The organism is Polaromonas sp. A23 (assembly GCF_002001015.1).
Lineage (GTDB): Bacteria > Pseudomonadota > Gammaproteobacteria > Burkholderiales > Burkholderiaceae_C > Polaromonas.
In genome coordinates this window covers 35,698-50,246 of sequence record NZ_MUNO01000041.1, presented here as the reverse complement: position 1 = coordinate 50,246, position 14,549 = coordinate 35,698, and the positions used below count along the sequence as shown (strand labels likewise).

At 60.9% G+C, this 14,549-nt stretch carries 12 protein-coding genes; 6 read left to right on the top strand and 6 right to left on the bottom strand.

The annotated features are described in order from the left end of the window. Positions 1 to 121: 121 nt before the first annotated feature. Positions 122 to 529 carry a ribonuclease domain-containing protein gene (locus tag B0B52_RS18585; RefSeq protein ID WP_077595161.1) on the top strand — a complete coding sequence of 136 codons (408 nt, stop codon included), beginning with the start codon at positions 122 to 124 and terminating at the stop codon, positions 527 to 529. 54 nt (positions 530 to 583) lie between these two features. Further along, on the top strand, positions 584 to 985 hold the full coding sequence (locus B0B52_RS18580; protein WP_077595160.1) for a barstar family protein: 402 nt from the start codon (positions 584 to 586) through the stop codon (positions 983 to 985). Positions 986 to 1,228: 243 nt separating this feature from the next. Here B0B52_RS18580 and rsmA read toward each other — a convergent pair whose 3' ends face one another. The 3 genes from rsmA to B0B52_RS18565 form a co-directional block, all read right to left on the bottom strand. Then, a complete protein-coding gene (gene rsmA, locus B0B52_RS18575; RefSeq protein WP_077595159.1) occupies positions 1,229 to 2,029 on the bottom strand; it encodes a 16S rRNA (adenine(1518)-N(6)/adenine(1519)-N(6))-dimethyltransferase RsmA in 801 nt (266 codons plus the stop codon). A gap of 142 nt (positions 2,030 to 2,171) precedes the next feature. After that, positions 2,172 to 3,494 (bottom strand): peptidylprolyl isomerase, encoded by a 1,323-nt coding sequence (locus B0B52_RS18570; RefSeq protein ID WP_254425769.1) that lies wholly within the window; start codon positions 3,492 to 3,494, stop codon positions 2,172 to 2,174. A 67-nt stretch (positions 3,495 to 3,561) separates the two neighbouring features. Further along, positions 3,562 to 6,009, bottom strand: coding sequence for an LPS-assembly protein LptD (locus B0B52_RS18565; RefSeq protein WP_077595157.1), 2,448 nt, complete (start codon positions 6,007 to 6,009; stop codon positions 3,562 to 3,564). 109 nt (positions 6,010 to 6,118) lie between these two features. Between B0B52_RS18565 and B0B52_RS18560 the strand changes: the two genes are divergently transcribed. The 3 genes from B0B52_RS18560 to B0B52_RS18550 all read left to right on the top strand — a co-directional run bounded on the left by B0B52_RS18560 (position 6,119) and on the right by B0B52_RS18550 (position 9,301). Beyond that, the gene (locus B0B52_RS18560) at positions 6,119 to 7,294 is read left to right on the top strand and encodes an aminoglycoside phosphotransferase family protein (protein WP_077595156.1); all 1,176 of its coding nucleotides are present in this window, start codon (positions 6,119 to 6,121) and stop codon (positions 7,292 to 7,294) included. A 100-nt stretch (positions 7,295 to 7,394) separates the two neighbouring features. Beyond that, positions 7,395 to 8,135 (top strand): 16S rRNA (uracil(1498)-N(3))-methyltransferase, encoded by a 741-nt coding sequence (locus tag B0B52_RS18555; protein ID WP_077595155.1) that lies wholly within the window; start codon positions 7,395 to 7,397, stop codon positions 8,133 to 8,135. Next, positions 8,132 to 9,301 (top strand): MFS transporter, encoded by a 1,170-nt coding sequence (locus tag B0B52_RS18550; RefSeq protein ID WP_077595154.1) that lies wholly within the window; start codon positions 8,132 to 8,134, stop codon positions 9,299 to 9,301. The genes B0B52_RS18555 and B0B52_RS18550 overlap by 4 nt, the downstream gene beginning before the upstream one ends. A gap of 60 nt (positions 9,302 to 9,361) precedes the next feature. On the opposite strand, the gene B0B52_RS18545 is transcribed toward B0B52_RS18550, so the two are convergent. Together B0B52_RS18545 and B0B52_RS18540 are read right to left on the bottom strand one after the other, a co-directional pair. After that, a complete protein-coding gene (locus B0B52_RS18545; protein ID WP_077595153.1) occupies positions 9,362 to 10,270 on the bottom strand; it encodes an alpha/beta hydrolase in 909 nt (302 codons plus the stop codon). 8 nt (positions 10,271 to 10,278) lie between these two features. Further along, positions 10,279 to 11,751, bottom strand: a complete 1,473-nt coding sequence (locus B0B52_RS18540) for a M20 family metallopeptidase (protein WP_077595152.1) — start codon at positions 11,749 to 11,751, stop codon at positions 10,279 to 10,281. Between the two features lie 130 nt (positions 11,752 to 11,881). Here B0B52_RS18540 and B0B52_RS18535 point away from each other — a divergent pair, with 130 nt between their 5' ends. Next, positions 11,882 to 12,727, top strand: coding sequence for a DUF72 domain-containing protein (locus tag B0B52_RS18535; RefSeq protein WP_254425768.1), 846 nt, complete (start codon positions 11,882 to 11,884; stop codon positions 12,725 to 12,727). Here B0B52_RS18535 and B0B52_RS18530 read toward each other — a convergent pair. Further along, positions 12,708 to 14,519 (bottom strand): SulP family inorganic anion transporter, encoded by a 1,812-nt coding sequence (locus B0B52_RS18530; RefSeq protein WP_077595150.1) that lies wholly within the window; start codon positions 14,517 to 14,519, stop codon positions 12,708 to 12,710. The genes B0B52_RS18535 and B0B52_RS18530 overlap by 20 nt on opposite strands. Positions 14,520 to 14,549 lie beyond the last annotated feature (30 nt).

Below are 14,549 nucleotides of genomic sequence, written 5' to 3'. Positions count from 1 at the left end.
AGCAGGCACTTGCGTTTTTCTGCAGGATGCGTCAAACTCTGTCTCTTGAAATTTAAGGGTTAACCCGGCAACTGCTAGAGAATTGGCGGCTGACCCCGGTTCAAGAAAGACAGTTTTTTCCATGTTGCGAAAAGGTCGGGCTGGGTGGCAGCTAGCTGCAGCAGTCGTTCTGGCTGCTTTGAGCACGGGGTTCAGCCCCATCAGCGTGCATGCCAAAGGGCCGGTTCCCGAGGCCGAAGTCGGCACGATTTCCGTTGCTACCCTGCCGGAGCAGGGACGCCACATGGTCAGGTTGATTTACCAGGGGGGGCCGTTCAAGTACGACAAGGACGGCTCGGTGTTTGGCAACAGGGAAAGGATACTTCCCGCCAAAAATCGCGGTTATTACCGCGAGTACACCGTCAAAACTCCAGGTGAACGCAGCCGGGGTGCCCGGCGCATCGTTTGTGGTGGTTTTGTACCCACCACGCCCGATGCTTGTTATTACACCGATGATCACTACGCGAGTTTTCGCAGAATTGCCCAATAGGATTCACCAGTGACCATCAAATTTGAGTTATTGACTTAAGAAAGAGACGCGGAGATGGACATGCCACTTCGTACTGTTAGACCCAACATCGTGCAATCCATACGCGCGTTCCGCGTGCAGGATCTGCAGGATGCCGCCACACAACTTGGCCATCATTTCCTGTATGCAAACCTGGGCAATGCCCAGAGCAAACAGGATGTGCTGGACATGATTGCGGCCCAGTACACATTCCCTGCGCACTTTGGTAAAAACTTTGATGCGCTTTACGACTGCATGACGGACCTGGTTCACAAATCCGGCCCGCAGCCAGGTTTTATCGTCTTGCTTGAGCAGATTCCTGCCAACGCCAAATTCGACAAAGAGGCGCGCGAACAGCTGCTGGACATCTTCAGGGATGCCGCAGATTACTGGGCGGATCGAAAGATTCCGTTCAGATGTTTCTATTCTTTTCTGTAGCCCGCTCCCCAGACATCGGCCAAGGGGATCGGGCGAATGAGGCCCAGCAAGCAAACAGCGCAGACGGTGAAGAGCCGATGCCTACCGACAAACTGCTAGACGTGTCGCCTTTGGCGCTGCGCATGAGCAGCCCGTTTAACGCGGGGTACTGGTTGGCCGCTGCCTGATCATTGACAAACTTGCTAAATAAAAAAGCCCGCTAATAGCGGGCTTTTTTATTCGCCAGGTCGGCGCGCTGGGCCGCTACACACGACTCATCAGCGCCTGGGTCAGCGTCACATACTCCGCCACAGGCACTTCTTCGGCCCGGCGCTGCAAATCAAATGATGGATGACTCTCCCGCTGCTCGAGCCATTTTCCAAGCGAATGACGCAACAACTTTCGCCGCTGGCTGAACGCCACCCGCACAACCTCGCTCAAAAGCCCCACATCCAGCTTTTCCGGTGTCTCTCGCGGCACCATGCGTACCACTGCACTGTCTACCCGGGGCGGAGGTTCAAAACTTTGCGGCGGCACGGCCAGGACGTTCTCCATCGCATAACGCCACTGCAGCATCACGCTGAGCCGGCCATAGTCACCGGTCGCAGGGTTGGCCACCATGCGGTCAATGACTTCTTTCTGAAGCATGAAGTGCTGGTCCTCAATGACATCCACCGCGTCCAGCAAATGAAACAGGATGGGCGTAGAGATGTTGTAGGGCAGATTGCCGACCACCCTGAGCTTGCCGGTTTTCCCTGAGGCCGCGTCTGGGGGACCTGCATGAACCTGTGAAGCCAGCTGCCGGAAATCCACTCGCAATACATCGGACTCGACCACCGTGAGTTGTGGGTGAGCTCGAAGCTGCTGCGCCAGATCGCGGTCCAGCTCAATCACCGTCAAATGCCCCAGCCGTTCGGCCAGCGGCTGGGTCAGGGCTGCAAGACCAGGCCCAATTTCCACCATGGCTTGCCCCGGCCGAGGCGCGATGGCCTGCACGATGTCTTCGATAATGGTTTGGTCAGTGAGGAAATGCTGTCCAAACCGCTTGCGCGGGATATGTTTCACGCTAGTCTGGAGGCGTAAATTGGACGGTCCCGAACTTCTCGTTCAAGCAGGGGCCGCGGGTCCGGCTCCGCCGGCCCGCAGGCGCAGCGGCCCCCTCGGGGGGGCAGGGCGCTACACGCAGTGAGCAACCGTGGGGGCCACATCACTGCGGCGGTTCCCGGTATTCCACATAGGCCCGGCCGCGTATTTCCTGCGCCCAGACGACATAAGCTTCTTCAAGCTTTTTCTCGCGCAACATGGCACGCACGGCCTCACGCTGCTCCTTTGGAGACAGGACGGTGGTGCGCCGCTCGAGCACCTGGATCAGATGGACACCAAACCTCGACACCACAGGATCGCCCACCTGGCCAGTTGCAAGGAGGTTCATGCGCTCTTCAAATTCGGGGACAAACTGCCCTTGCGCCGCCCAGCCGAGCTCGCCTCCGTCCTTTCCTGAGCCGTCCTGGCTATGCTGGCGAGCCAACGCTGCAAAATCGGCCTGCCCGGAAACAATTCGTCTCTTGAAGTCCTGCAATTGCGCCACGGCCGCAGCCTCGGTGAGTTGCCCTGAAGGCCGCAGCAGGATGTGACGTGCGCGGGTCTGCGTAACCGTGCTACCGGGCATGCCCGCACGTTTCTTCTCAATGACCTTCAGGATGTGAAAGCCTGCGCCGCTTCGAATAGGGCCAGCGATACCGCCAACATTCACGTTTTGCGTAGCATCAACGAAAAGTTGGGGATAACGCTCAGCCGGCCGCAAGCCCATCTGGCCATCGGCAGCCCCTCCCGGTGCGCTGGAGAACTCCTTCACCAGGGCAGCAAAGTCCGTCCCGCTGCGGGCACGATCAGCTGCCGTCTGCGCCCTTGCTTGCAGAGCGACAACCTGCTCCGGGGTTGCATTTTCGGGAACAGCCACGAGAATCTGGGCCAGGTTGAGCTCCTGTGCAGCGGCGCTGGTGCCTCGTGTTTGCTCGCGCAGGTAGTCGTCAATTTCCAGTTCACTAACCTTTGACTTGGATTCCAGTTCGCGGTCTCGCATGCGATTTAGGACCAGCTCATTGCGCAGGTCGGTACGGAACTGATCAAACATCAGCCCCTCGGCAGTCATCCGCCGGCGCAGCTCTTCGACCGACAACTGGTTTTGCTTGGCCACATTAAGCACCGCGTCATCCACTGCGCTGTCACTGACCACGACTCCTTGCTCCTTCGCCGTTTGCAGCTGCGCGCGTTCGACAATCATGCGTTCCAGCAGAAGCCGGGCCATTTCGTTTTTGGGAGGCAAAGGCGCTCCCTGCTGCGCCATCTGCTGTTCAGTGCGGACCATTCGCGCACGCACCTCATTGTTGGTGATGGGTTCGGAGTTGACCACAGCGACGATGTAGTCCGCCTGCCGCTGCACACTTGCAACGGGTGGCGCAAATGCACCCAGACCGGGGCCGCGCTGCTGGCCGGGCAGCCTGAGGGTCTGAGCCTGCGCAACAGGCATGATCAGCGCCATCACAAGTGACGCGGCAGCGGTGAGACGAAAGCAACGGTGTGGAGTAAGGCTGGTTTTAGTCATAGTTGGTAAAGCGGCTGGGCGTCACACTCTGCTCACGCAGGTACTGATAACGCGGAATATTGGCCTTCAAGGTTTTCAGGGGGTTGGAACCAATGCGCGAGAAACCGACAAACTCCAGCTGGAACAGCAGGCGTGTGCTGTTGGCTACCGTGCTTTGCTGGCTGCGTTCCAATACCACGCGTCCGATCCAGCAACAACCGTCGTATTCGAGGCCCAGCACCATGTCAACAAATTTTTTGTCCGGCACACTGTAGTTCAGGCGCCCCACGCTGTACCATCGGCCCGCACCCTGGCCGCGCCCGGCGCCCAAATCTTTGCCCTTGTCACCCCACAAGTCGTTGATCGGCCACTGCCAGCCGATATCGTACTGCTCGCTGACATTGCGCTGGCGACGATAGGCAGCACTGATCACGCGGTAATTGCTGGGGTTGTAACGCCCGCCTATGGTTGAACGTTCGGAGATGTTCGTTTTGGGGTTGTACTGAACGGTAGTGTCCAGAGCCCAAGCCTTTGTCAAATTCACCGTTGCGCCGAAAAGCATGTCGCTGAAGCGGTCATTTACCGGCGCCACGCCAGGCAAGGTCACCCGCTGTTCCTTGAAACGCAGGCGTTGGGCAACACCCACCCGGAGAGCTTCAGCGCCGGTCTCGGGGTCCAGCAGCCGGGAGGTGGCACCCAGGGTCAACAGATTGGAATCGGAAATGCGGTCGTTGCCAACAAAGGCATTTTCAGTAAACACCGTCGCGAAATTGAAATCGTTCGACCCTGAGTCGTAATTGGGCAAATAGCTCTGGTCGCGGTAAGGCGTGTGCACGTAAAAAGCGCGAGGCTCCAGGGTCTGCGTATAAGCCCGGCCGAAAAAATTGGCATCGCGTTCAAAGGTCAGACCACTGTCCAGGCTGAACGTTGGCACGGTGCGAGAAGCCGAGCGTAAACCATTGGCGATGGGAGCATCAAACTGGTAAGTGGTGGTATTGACCATCAGTTTGGGGGTGATGTAGCCCGCAGGACGGATCCAGGGCCGGCTGATCTGCGCCAACGCGAAAGCCCGGTTGGCGTTGGGCTGCCGGGTCAATGTGCGGTCGGACTCAAAACGGGTTGCGTCGGTGGTGACCGAATAGTCAAACCCCCCGAGGCCGCCCAGGGGCACGTTGCTGCGGACATAACTGGCAGTCAGTTGCGGCGCTCGATCATAAGGCGGCACGATAGGCGCACTCACGTCCTGCAAGGTCTGGTAGGTCAGGCTGCGCAAGGTGACCGAGAAGGGACCCCGACCCCAGTTCAGGCTCGCGTCGCTGGGTAGCAACCGTTGCGTCAGCACGCCCGAACGTGAAAAATCGCGCCAGTAGTTGTCGTCACTGACCCGGTTCAGGTTCAGATTAAGCCCCACGCTGCCAACAGCCTGCAGGCCTGTGCTGTACTGCCCGCTGTGCAGATAGTTGTAGGACCAGCGATCCCTGTTGCGCAAGCGATCACCGGGCATCAGGTTGGCACGCAACTCGCCTTTGTAGTTGCGTTCCAGGTAGCGGTACTCACCGCCCAGATCCACCCCGCGCTTGCTCATGAACGTCGGAGTGAGAGTGGCATCACGATTGGGTGCGATGTCAAAGTAGTAAGGAACAGTGAGGGCCATGCCGCTGACACTGTCTATGCCGATAGTGGGCGGCAACATGCCGGACTTGCGCTTGTCACTGAGCGGGAAGCTGAAGGTCGGCCCCGTCAGGATGGGCACGCCCATGAAACGCAATACGCCGCCTGAGGCCTCGCCAATATCGTCTTCCTTGTCAAACTTGATGGTGCTTGCCTTGACGATCCAGGCGGGCATCCAGCTTGGCCCTTCGCCACGCTCGCAGGTCGTGAAAGTTGCGTTGTGCGCGACCAAGCGCTTGTCATCAATGAAGTCCACCCGATCGGCCGCGCCATGGCCGCTGTTCTGCAGAAATTTATAGTCAGGGAGAAGGAAAAATCCCTCAAAGGTATCTAGCTTGAGGTCGAGCGTTGGCCCGTTGAACAGATTACCCGAGCTGTTGATCCGCACGTTCCCGCGCGCCTTGACAACGTCGGTCGGCTGATCGTACTCAAGCCTGTCAGCGCGTATCGCCGATCCACCACGACGCAGCTCGGCGTTGCCGTCGATGATGGTTTCCAGGTCGGGACGTCCTGACAGGCGATCGCCAAAAATAAACGTTGGCAGCTTGATGTCGGGCCCGCCAGGCGGCTCCTCGGCCAGCATGGAAGAGCCCCTGAGTACCGGCGAGCCGTCACTTGTCTGCAAACCCTGCACCACTTCCTGCTCCTGCGGTTTGCCCGGCGACGGCAGCTTGCTCTGCGCGTGGGCCGAGCCGGCATGCCCCAAGCCCAGCACGGTGCAGGACACAAGGCTGAGGACGGCATACGCGACCGGAGAGGGAATAAAAAGAGAGCGGGATGCGCGATGCATCGGAAGTATGAGATAAACCCGTTTATGACAGCAGGCCCGATTATCCTATGCCGACCTGCCCGTTTTTCCACCTTTTGATGTATCCATTCAGGGCAGGCCGAGAGAGCGCATGACCGATTCCCCTATTGATTCCCCTATTGTCTGGCAGGACGCCGCCCGCGCCCAAGCCTTTGCCGCCTGGCTGCAGGCTTGCATCCCCTCCCATGGCCTGCTGCCGCAAACCTTGCACCCAGCCTCGGCTGACGCGAGTTTCCGCCGTTATTTCAGGGTCCGTACAGAAGCGGGGGCCAGCTGCATCATCATGGATGCGCCGCCCGCGCAGGAAGACTGCCAACCTTTTGTAAAGGTCGCGGAGCTCATGGCCAACGCCGGGCTGAACGCACCCCGCGTACTCGCCTGGGACCAGGCGCAGGGCTTTATGTTGCTGAGCGACCTGGGCGCCAGAACCATGCTGGAGTTGATTGACGCACAGCCGGATGCCGAGCGGGAACAATGCGCCTACCCACTTTATCGGGAAGCCGTCGAAACGCTGATTCGCTGGCAACTCGCCTCGCGGGCCGATGTTCTCCCGCCCTACGACGAAGCCCTGCTGTCGCGGGAACTGGCCCTGTTTCCCGACTGGTACATGCAAAAACACCGCGGCATCGTGATCGACAGCACCCTGCAGGACAAGCTTGATGGCCTGTTCGCGCAGATCAAGGCCAGCAACCTGCAGTCGCTGGGCGGAGCGCGCGTCTATGTGCACCGCGACTTCATGCCCAGGAACTTGATGGTGGCAAACCAATTTTCCGACGGGCTGCCCCTAGGAAAATTAGCCCCCATGCAAGATGAAAGGGGCAGCGCAACGCCGAAGGCTCACGCAGTGACAAGCGTGGGGGCTCCATCTTTAGGGGTACTGGATTTCCAGGACGCCGTTTACGGCCCCATCACCTATGACATTGCCAGCCTGATGCGCGATGCCTTCGTCAGCTGGCCCGAAGACTTTGTACTTGAAATCACCGTGCGTTACTGGGAACAGGCGCGCAAGGCCGGCCTGCCCGTGGGCGATGATTTTGGCGAGTTTTATCGCGCAGTGGAATGGATGGGGCTGCAGCGCCACCTGAAAATCCTCGGCATCTTCGCGCGCCTGACGCTGCGCGACGGCAAGCCGAAATACCTCGCCGACACGCCGCGATTTATCAGCTACGCACGAAACACCTGCGCCCGTTACCGCCAACTCGGCCCGTTGATGGTGCTGCTCGACGAAATCGAGGGCAACGAAACCCGCGTGGGTTACACGTTTTGATGCTGTTTTTATGCATTAAATTGGCCGTTTGCCCTTTGTTTACGGGCGTCAATAGCTATATTTTTAATAGCGGCCTCTGCTTCGCGAAAGATCTACAGCCATGACCGCCCGCTTCTACACCGACCTGCCGCTGCGCAGCGGGGAAACGCTGGCCCTGCCGGACCGTGCCGCACGCCATGTTCAGGTGTTGCGGCTGCAACCGGGCGACATGATCACGCTTTTTAATGGCCAGGGCGGAGAGTTTGAAGCGGCGATTGAGCGCATGGGTCGCAGCGAGGTCGAAGTCACCATCGGTGCGCACCGCGCCATGGAGTGCGAAACAGACCGCGCCGTTCACCTTGTTCTGGGCATGCCAGCCAACGAGCGCATGGACTGGCTGGTCGAAAAAGCCAGCGAGCTCGGCGCCGCCAGCATCACCCCGCTGATGGCCGAGCGTTCGGTGCTCCGCCTCAAAGGCGAACGCGCCGAAAAAAAACTCGCCCACTGGCAGGGTGTGGCGATTGCCGCCTGCGAGCAGTGCGGCCGTAACCGTTTGCCGCTACTGCATGAAGTCGCTAGTTTCGGCGACTGGCTCCGCGCGTTGCCCGCGGCCACGGCAGAGGCACCCCGGCTGTTGTTGTCACTGCGGGCGGGTACGCAGCCGCTGGCGCAAGCCATGGCGTCATGGAGCGACACAACCCCCATGACGCTGCTTAGCGGCCCGGAAGGCGGACTGAGCGCAGCCGAAGAAGACGCTGCGATGGCCCAAGGCTTTGTTCCTGTCAACTTGGGGCCGCGCGTCCTGCGCGCCGAAACAGCGCCGCTCGCCTGCCTGGCCCTGCTCACACTGAGTCAACCATGAACCGCAATCTCTGGCTGCTGGCCATCTGCCAAGGCCTGTTTCTCACCAACAACGTCACCTTCATCGCCATCAACGGACTGGTGGGGCTGAATCTGGCGCCGCTGGGATGGATGGCCACCCTGCCCGTGATGGGCTATGTCGTCGGTGGCGCGCTCTCCACGGGCATCGTGGCGCGAACCCAGAAGCGCTTCGGCCGCAAGACGTCGTTCCAGCTCGGCTTGGCAGTCGCCGTCGCCTCGGCGCTGCTGTGCTGCTATGCGGCCTACAGCCGCAACTTCTGGCTGCTGGTCACAGCCACCGTGGTGGCCGGTTACTACAACGCCAATGCTCAGCTTTACCGCTTTGCCGCCGCCGAACTGGCCTTGCCGGCCTTTCGCGAGAAAGCTATTTCGCTGGTGATGGCCGGAGGTTTGATCGGTGCGATTGCCGGCCCCAATCTTGCAGCGGGCACACGCACGCTGACAACCGTACCGTTTGCCGGCGCCTACCTGGCCCTGGCTGCTGTGGCGCTGCTGGCCATGGGGTTGCTGTTTTTTATTCAGTTCCCACCTTTGCCGGCCAAGGAGTCCGTCAGCGGTGGTCGACCACTGAGCGAGATCATGCGCCAGCCGGTGTTCATTGTTGCAGCGGCGGCCAGTGCCCTGGGTTTTGGTGTGATGAACCTGCTGATGGCGGCCACGCCGATTGCCATGCAAGTCTGCGGCCTGCCATTTTCCGACGCTGCCCTGGTTCTCGAATGGCATGTCATCGGCATGTTCGCGCCAGGTTTTTTCACCGGTCACCTGATCAAGCGTTTCGGCACACTGCCCATCATGGCGGTGGGCCTGATGCTCAACGTAGCGTGTGTACTGGTGGCCCTGACCGGCGTCGAACTTCACCAGTTCCTGATCGCCCTGTTTCTGCTGGGGCTGGGCTGGAATTTCCTGTTCACCGGTGCGACCACCCTGGCCCTGACGGCCTACCGGCCCGAAGAAAAAGACAAGGCCCAGGGCGCATTGAATTTCTGCGTGTTCGCGGTGCTGGCCCTGTCTTCGCTGGCCTCCGGTGTGCTGGTCACCACACAGGGCTGGACACTGCTGAACCTGGGCAGCCTGCTGCCGCTGGGGCTCACAGGCGTGGCGCTGGCCTGGCTGGGGCTGCGACAGCGCCGGCCTCAGGCCACCTGATTTGCTACAAATTTAATAGCTGCTAGCATCCGCCAAATAAGGGGGTGTGGCGTATTTTTCTTAAAATCTGGCATCCAACCAGGATTTCAGGCTGGCAAACACCGGTGCCGCATCCGTTTCGTTGAAGATCTCGTGGTACAGATCGTCAAAGCAGCGCACCGTCACAACCTGGGCGGCGCCGTTGCCCGCCGCTGCTTCGGCAAAGGCGCGGCTGCCGGCCGGGTTGACCAGCTTGTCCGCGCCGGCATACATCAGCAGGGTGGGCGTGGTCCAGCTTGATGCGGCAGCCACGGTCGCCGGCCCCGCCGTCGCAATGAATTTGGCCAGCCGCGCAGAAATCTTGGCATGCACCAGCGGATCAGCCCGGTACTTGCGCACCACTAAAGGGTCATGTGAAATGAACTCGGGGTTGAGACCGTTGTGGACCCGAAGGTTGGGTGCAATCGCCGGCAGGGTGGCCAACAGGAATTTTTGAATCGCATTGAGACCAGGGTCCAGCGCCGGAGAAGACATCACCAGACCATCAACCGGACGAATTTCGAGCGAGACAAAACGACCCACCAACAGGCCGCCCAGGCTATGGCCCAGCAAAACCAGCGGTAGCGGGCTGGCCGCTTCTTCACCGGCACCCTCGGCGCGCGGCAGGCGCACCGATCGCAGACGCGTGTCGTCCACCACTTCGGCCAGGTCTTCCAGCAGCAGGGAATCGCTGGTCAACCCTCCACGGACGCCACCCGACTCGCCATGACCACGCTGGTCATAGGCGCGCACCGCAAAACCCCAGTGCAGAAGCTGACGCGCCACATGGTCATAACGGCTCGCGTGTTCACCCAGGCCGTGAACAATCAGCACCACTGCGCGCGGCGGCAGGGCGTCGTCTGCCTGCCAGGCCTCCATGGGCCACTCATACAGCGCGAGGTTCTCACCATCGCGGGCCGTGAACGGCGCCAGGATCGGTTTGCTGTCCATGCGCCAGCTCAGGGCATGCGGGAAATGACCTGCGCAACAGCCGCAGTGATCTTTTTGGCGTAGGGCACATGCAGGAACTCGTTCGGTCCATGCGCGTTGCTGCGCGGGCCAAGCACACCGCAGACCATCATCTGGGCTTTTGGAAAACCCTGGCTCAGCATGTTCATCAAGGGAATCGTGCCGCCTTGCCCAATGGTGCCGCAGGGTGCGCCATAAAACGCCTGTGACGCATCGTTGAGCGCCTTTTCAAACCAGGGCGAGGTGGTCGGTGCGTTCCATCCGGTGGCGCCGCCGGCACTTTCAAACGTTACCCTTGCCTGGTAGGGCGCGTTGTCTTCCAGCAGCGTTTTGAGTTCCTGCACCGCGCTGCCAGCATCAACCAGCGGAGGCAGGCGCAAGGACAGCTTGAAGGCGGTGTAAGGTCGCAGCACGTTTCCGGCATTGCCCATCTCGGGAAATCCGTCGGCGCCGGTCACGCTCAAGGTCGGTTTCCAGGTGCGGTTGAGCAGGGCCTCGACCGGGTCGGTCGTGGTCGGCAAGGCAAAGGTGGTCGCCCCGCCGCAGTCGTAATGCGCCCAGGGAAAGCGCTTGTAAATTTCCTCGCCCAGGATTTGTGCCGTGGCTTTGGCCTGCACCAGCCGTTCAGCGGGAATTTCGCAGTGAAAACTTTGCGGCAGCAAGCGTCCGGTCTTGCTGTCCTCGAGCCGGTCCAACACCTGGCGCATGATGCGAAAGCTCGACGGCACCAGCCCACTGGCATCGCCCGAATGCACGCCTTCGGTGAGAATTTCAACCTTCAACACGCCACTGGCCATGCCGCGCAGGGAGGTGGTGAGCCAGAGCTGATCGTAGTTGCCGGCACCTGAATCCAGGCAGATCACCAGGCCCACATCGCCCAACCGTGAGCGCAGCGCGTCAACATAAGGGAGCAGGTCGTAGGAGCCGCTCTCCTCGCAGGTCTCCACCAGGCCGACGATACGCGGATGCGGCACGCCCTGCGCTTTCAGGGCCTGGATGGCCGCGATGCTGGCATACACCGCATAACCATCGTCGGCGCCGCCACGGCCGAACAATTTGCCGTCTTCGTATTTGGGCGTCCACGGGCCGAGGTCATTGCGCCAGCCGGTGAACTCGGGCTGCTTGTCGAGATGGCCGTACATCAAGACGGTTTCTGTGGCGCCGGTTTTGGTCGCCGGCACTTCAAAAAACAACACGGGCGTGCGCCCTTCAAGCCGGACGATCTCCAGCGTGAGCCCTTCGACTTTTTGTGCCTCGACCCAGGTGGCGGCGTTGCGCATCACGGTGTCGATATGCCCGTGCCCGGCCCAGTCCGCATCGAACGACGGCGACTTGGCGGGAATGGTGATGTAGTCGCTGATCTGTTTGACGATGTCGCCGTCCCACTGGGCGCTGACCTGAGACAAGGCCTGTGCAGTGTCGAGCAGGCCGGGGGGAATTTCGCGATGCAGAGGGGCGTTCATGACAACTCCGGAGGGAATGAGGCGAAAAGAGCTACTGTACCCGTGACCGTGCCGTCCTGCCAGCCGGTTTAAGTGCGGCTAGCTGCAAGATGGGCTATTTTCTGCAACGATGGCGACAGTCCACTTGTTTATGGTCAAAAAACCTGTGATAAAAACACCCTCCCAAACCCCAGCAATTCGTGCCGGCATCGGTGGATGGACTTATGAGCCTTGGCGAAAGAGTTTCTATCCCCCGGGCTTGCCGCACAGTAGGGAGCTGGGCTATGCCAGCCGGCAGTTGAACGCCATCGAGGTCAACGGCACCTACTACAGCACTTTCAAGCCGCCGACTTTTGCCAAGTGGCGCGACGAAACACCTGGCGGTTTTGTGTTCTCGCTCAAGGCCAGCCGCTTCACGACCAACCGCCGTGTGCTCGCCGAAGCGGGCGAATCGATTGAGCGTTTTGTCGGCAGCGGCATCAGCGAACTAGGCGGAAAGCTCGGGCCCATCGTCTGGCAGTTCATGCCAACCAAGGTATTCGATGCGGAAGATTTCGAAGCTTTCCTGGCGCTGCTGCCCCGCAAGGTGGACGGCCTTGCCCTGCGCCATGTGCTGGACGTGCGCCATACCAGCTTCATGTCGGCGGACTACCTGAAGCTGGCGCGCAAGTACCGGTGTGCCACCGTGTTCTGCGACTCGGACGACTACCCTTCGTTTGCCGACCTGACCGCAGACTTTGTCTACGCCCGCCTGATGCGCAGCCAAACCAAGGTTAGCAGCGGTTATGCGCCCAAAGCGCTGGACACCTGGGCGCAGGCAGCCCGGACCTGGGCCGAAGGCGGCGAGTTCGCCGATTTGCCGCGCGTGGAAACAAAAGCCAAGGCAGGCCCGCCACGCGATGTTTTCATGTTTTTCATCAACGGCGCCAAGGAACGGGCACCTGCCGCCGCGATGGGTTTGCTGCAGCGGCTGGGTTTCAAACCGCCGGTTGATTAGGGCCTGGCACCGTCTTGCATTCCTCAAAAATGCGCGCGGTGCACTGCTGGCAGATGGCCGGATCCAGCCGCGTGAAAATCGTGGCGATCGCGCTGCGCTTGTCGGGGAATTGATGTTCGGGACCGAGTAAACGGGTGAAGCCCGTGGTCTGCCACATCTGGATCACTTCCGGGCGCGGGCGGTGAAAGTACAGATCGCCCCCCATTGCACGGCGCGCGTTGAGCTCGGCCTCCCAGAGCTGCGCGCCCGCCAGGTCGATGAAATTCATGCTTTTGCCCATCACCAGCAGGTGTTTCTGCGGTTGCAGGCTGTGGCGCAGCGCGTGCAGCGTGTCGGCCACGTGCTGGGTCGCGCCAAAGTACACCTCGCCTTCCATCCGCAGCAGCTTAAGTTGTGGACATTCCTGGAGCGGTGTTTTGCTGTCCGCCAGCACCACGAATTGCCGGTCCGGCGCCCAGCTGTCAAAACCCATGGTGCGCATCGCCGGCTTGGAGGTGCGGTGGAGAAAAGACATCAGCGACAGCAGTGTGCCCAGCAAGATGGCAATTTCCAGCCGGATGCTGACGGTTGCCACCAAGGTGGCGAACGCCACACCAAACTCGGTGCGACTCAGGGTGTACAGCTGTTTCCAGCGCTTGAGGTCCAGCAACGAAACCGCCACCAGCACCAGCAGGGCGGCCAGCGCGGCCATCGGAATCTGCGCCAGCAAGCCCGCGCTGACCGCCACCAGGACCAGCAGCAACATGGCAGAAAACACCGCCGCCAGCGGCGTGCGGGCACCGGCTTCCAGGTTCGGCATGGACCGGTTCAGCGAGCCGCAGGACACGTAGGACGAAAAGAAACCGCCGACGATGTTGGACAGGCCCTGGCCGCGGAATTCGCGGTTCGCATCAATACGCTGGCCGGATCGCGCGGCCATCGCCTTGGCAATCGAGATCGATTGCCCCAGCGCCACGATGGTCAGTGCAAATGCCAGGCCCAGCAGCTCGGATACCGCAGACCAGCTGACACTGGGAATGCCAAACTTTGGCCAGGGTGTGGCGATCTGGCCAATGATGCGCAGCGGCAAGGGCCCGGCGCCGGAATAACGCACCCAGGCCCACGCCAGCGCAGTGGCCACGGCCAGGCCGGCCAGCATGTAGGGCAAGCCTGGCCGCAGGCGCCGCACCAGCAGAGCTGTGGCAAGGGTCGCGCCCGCCACAGCCAGCGCTTCGGGCTGCACCGCGCGCCACATGGCGGCCACATGCAGCAGTACGGCAGCGGCGCCGTGTTCAGCTGCCGCCGGTAACCCCAACAGATCGGGCAGGGCATAGACGCCGATCAGCACGGCTGCGCCGGAAGTGAAGCCGAACAAGGCCGCCGGTGAAATGAAATTGGCCAGCGTGCCCAGACGGAGGGCGCCGATCAGCCATTGCATGATGCCCACCATCACCGTGACAGCCAGCGCCATCTGGATATAGACCGGGCTGAAGGCCAGTGCCAGCGGCGAGAGCATGGCGAAGAGCGCCAGCGAGTTGGCATTGGTCGGCCCGGACATCACATGCCAGCTCGAACCAAACAAGGCCGCAATGATGCATGGCACGATGGCGGTGTACAGCCCGTATTCGGGCGGCAGCCCGGCCAGCATGGCAAAGGCAATGCCCTGCGGCAACACCAGTACCGCACCAAGTACCGCGGCCGTCGCGTCTGCACGCAGCGTGGCCGCAGAGACCTGATGCACCCAGTTGCCAAACAGGCGCTCCAGCAGTTTCAGCGCAGGGTTGGCGGGTGTTGTTTCCAGAGAACCTTGCATGGCTGGAGCATAACGCGGCGCCGCGCGGCC

Coding starts and splice junctions, on each gene's coding strand:
- B0B52_RS18535 (WP_254425768.1), top strand. CDS start 11,882: ATGGTCAAAAAACCTGTGATAAAAACACCCTCCCAAACCCCAGCAATT.
- B0B52_RS18530 (WP_077595150.1), bottom strand. CDS start 14,519: ATGCAAGGTTCTCTGGAAACAACACCCGCCAACCCTGCGCTGAAACTG.
- B0B52_RS18560 (WP_077595156.1), top strand. CDS start 6,119: ATGACCGATTCCCCTATTGATTCCCCTATTGTCTGGCAGGACGCCGCC.
- B0B52_RS18580 (WP_077595160.1), top strand. CDS start 584: ATGGACATGCCACTTCGTACTGTTAGACCCAACATCGTGCAATCCATA.
- B0B52_RS18540 (WP_077595152.1), bottom strand. CDS start 11,751: ATGAACGCCCCTCTGCATCGCGAAATTCCCCCCGGCCTGCTCGACACT.
- B0B52_RS18565 (WP_077595157.1), bottom strand. CDS start 6,009: ATGCATCGCGCATCCCGCTCTCTTTTTATTCCCTCTCCGGTCGCGTAT.
- B0B52_RS18545 (WP_077595153.1), bottom strand. CDS start 10,270: ATGGACAGCAAACCGATCCTGGCGCCGTTCACGGCCCGCGATGGTGAG.
- B0B52_RS18555 (WP_077595155.1), top strand. CDS start 7,395: ATGACCGCCCGCTTCTACACCGACCTGCCGCTGCGCAGCGGGGAAACG.
- B0B52_RS18570 (WP_254425769.1), bottom strand. CDS start 3,494: ATGCCTGTTGCGCAGGCTCAGACCCTCAGGCTGCCCGGCCAGCAGCGC.
- B0B52_RS18585 (WP_077595161.1), top strand. CDS start 122: ATGTTGCGAAAAGGTCGGGCTGGGTGGCAGCTAGCTGCAGCAGTCGTT.
- B0B52_RS18550 (WP_077595154.1), top strand. CDS start 8,132: ATGAACCGCAATCTCTGGCTGCTGGCCATCTGCCAAGGCCTGTTTCTC.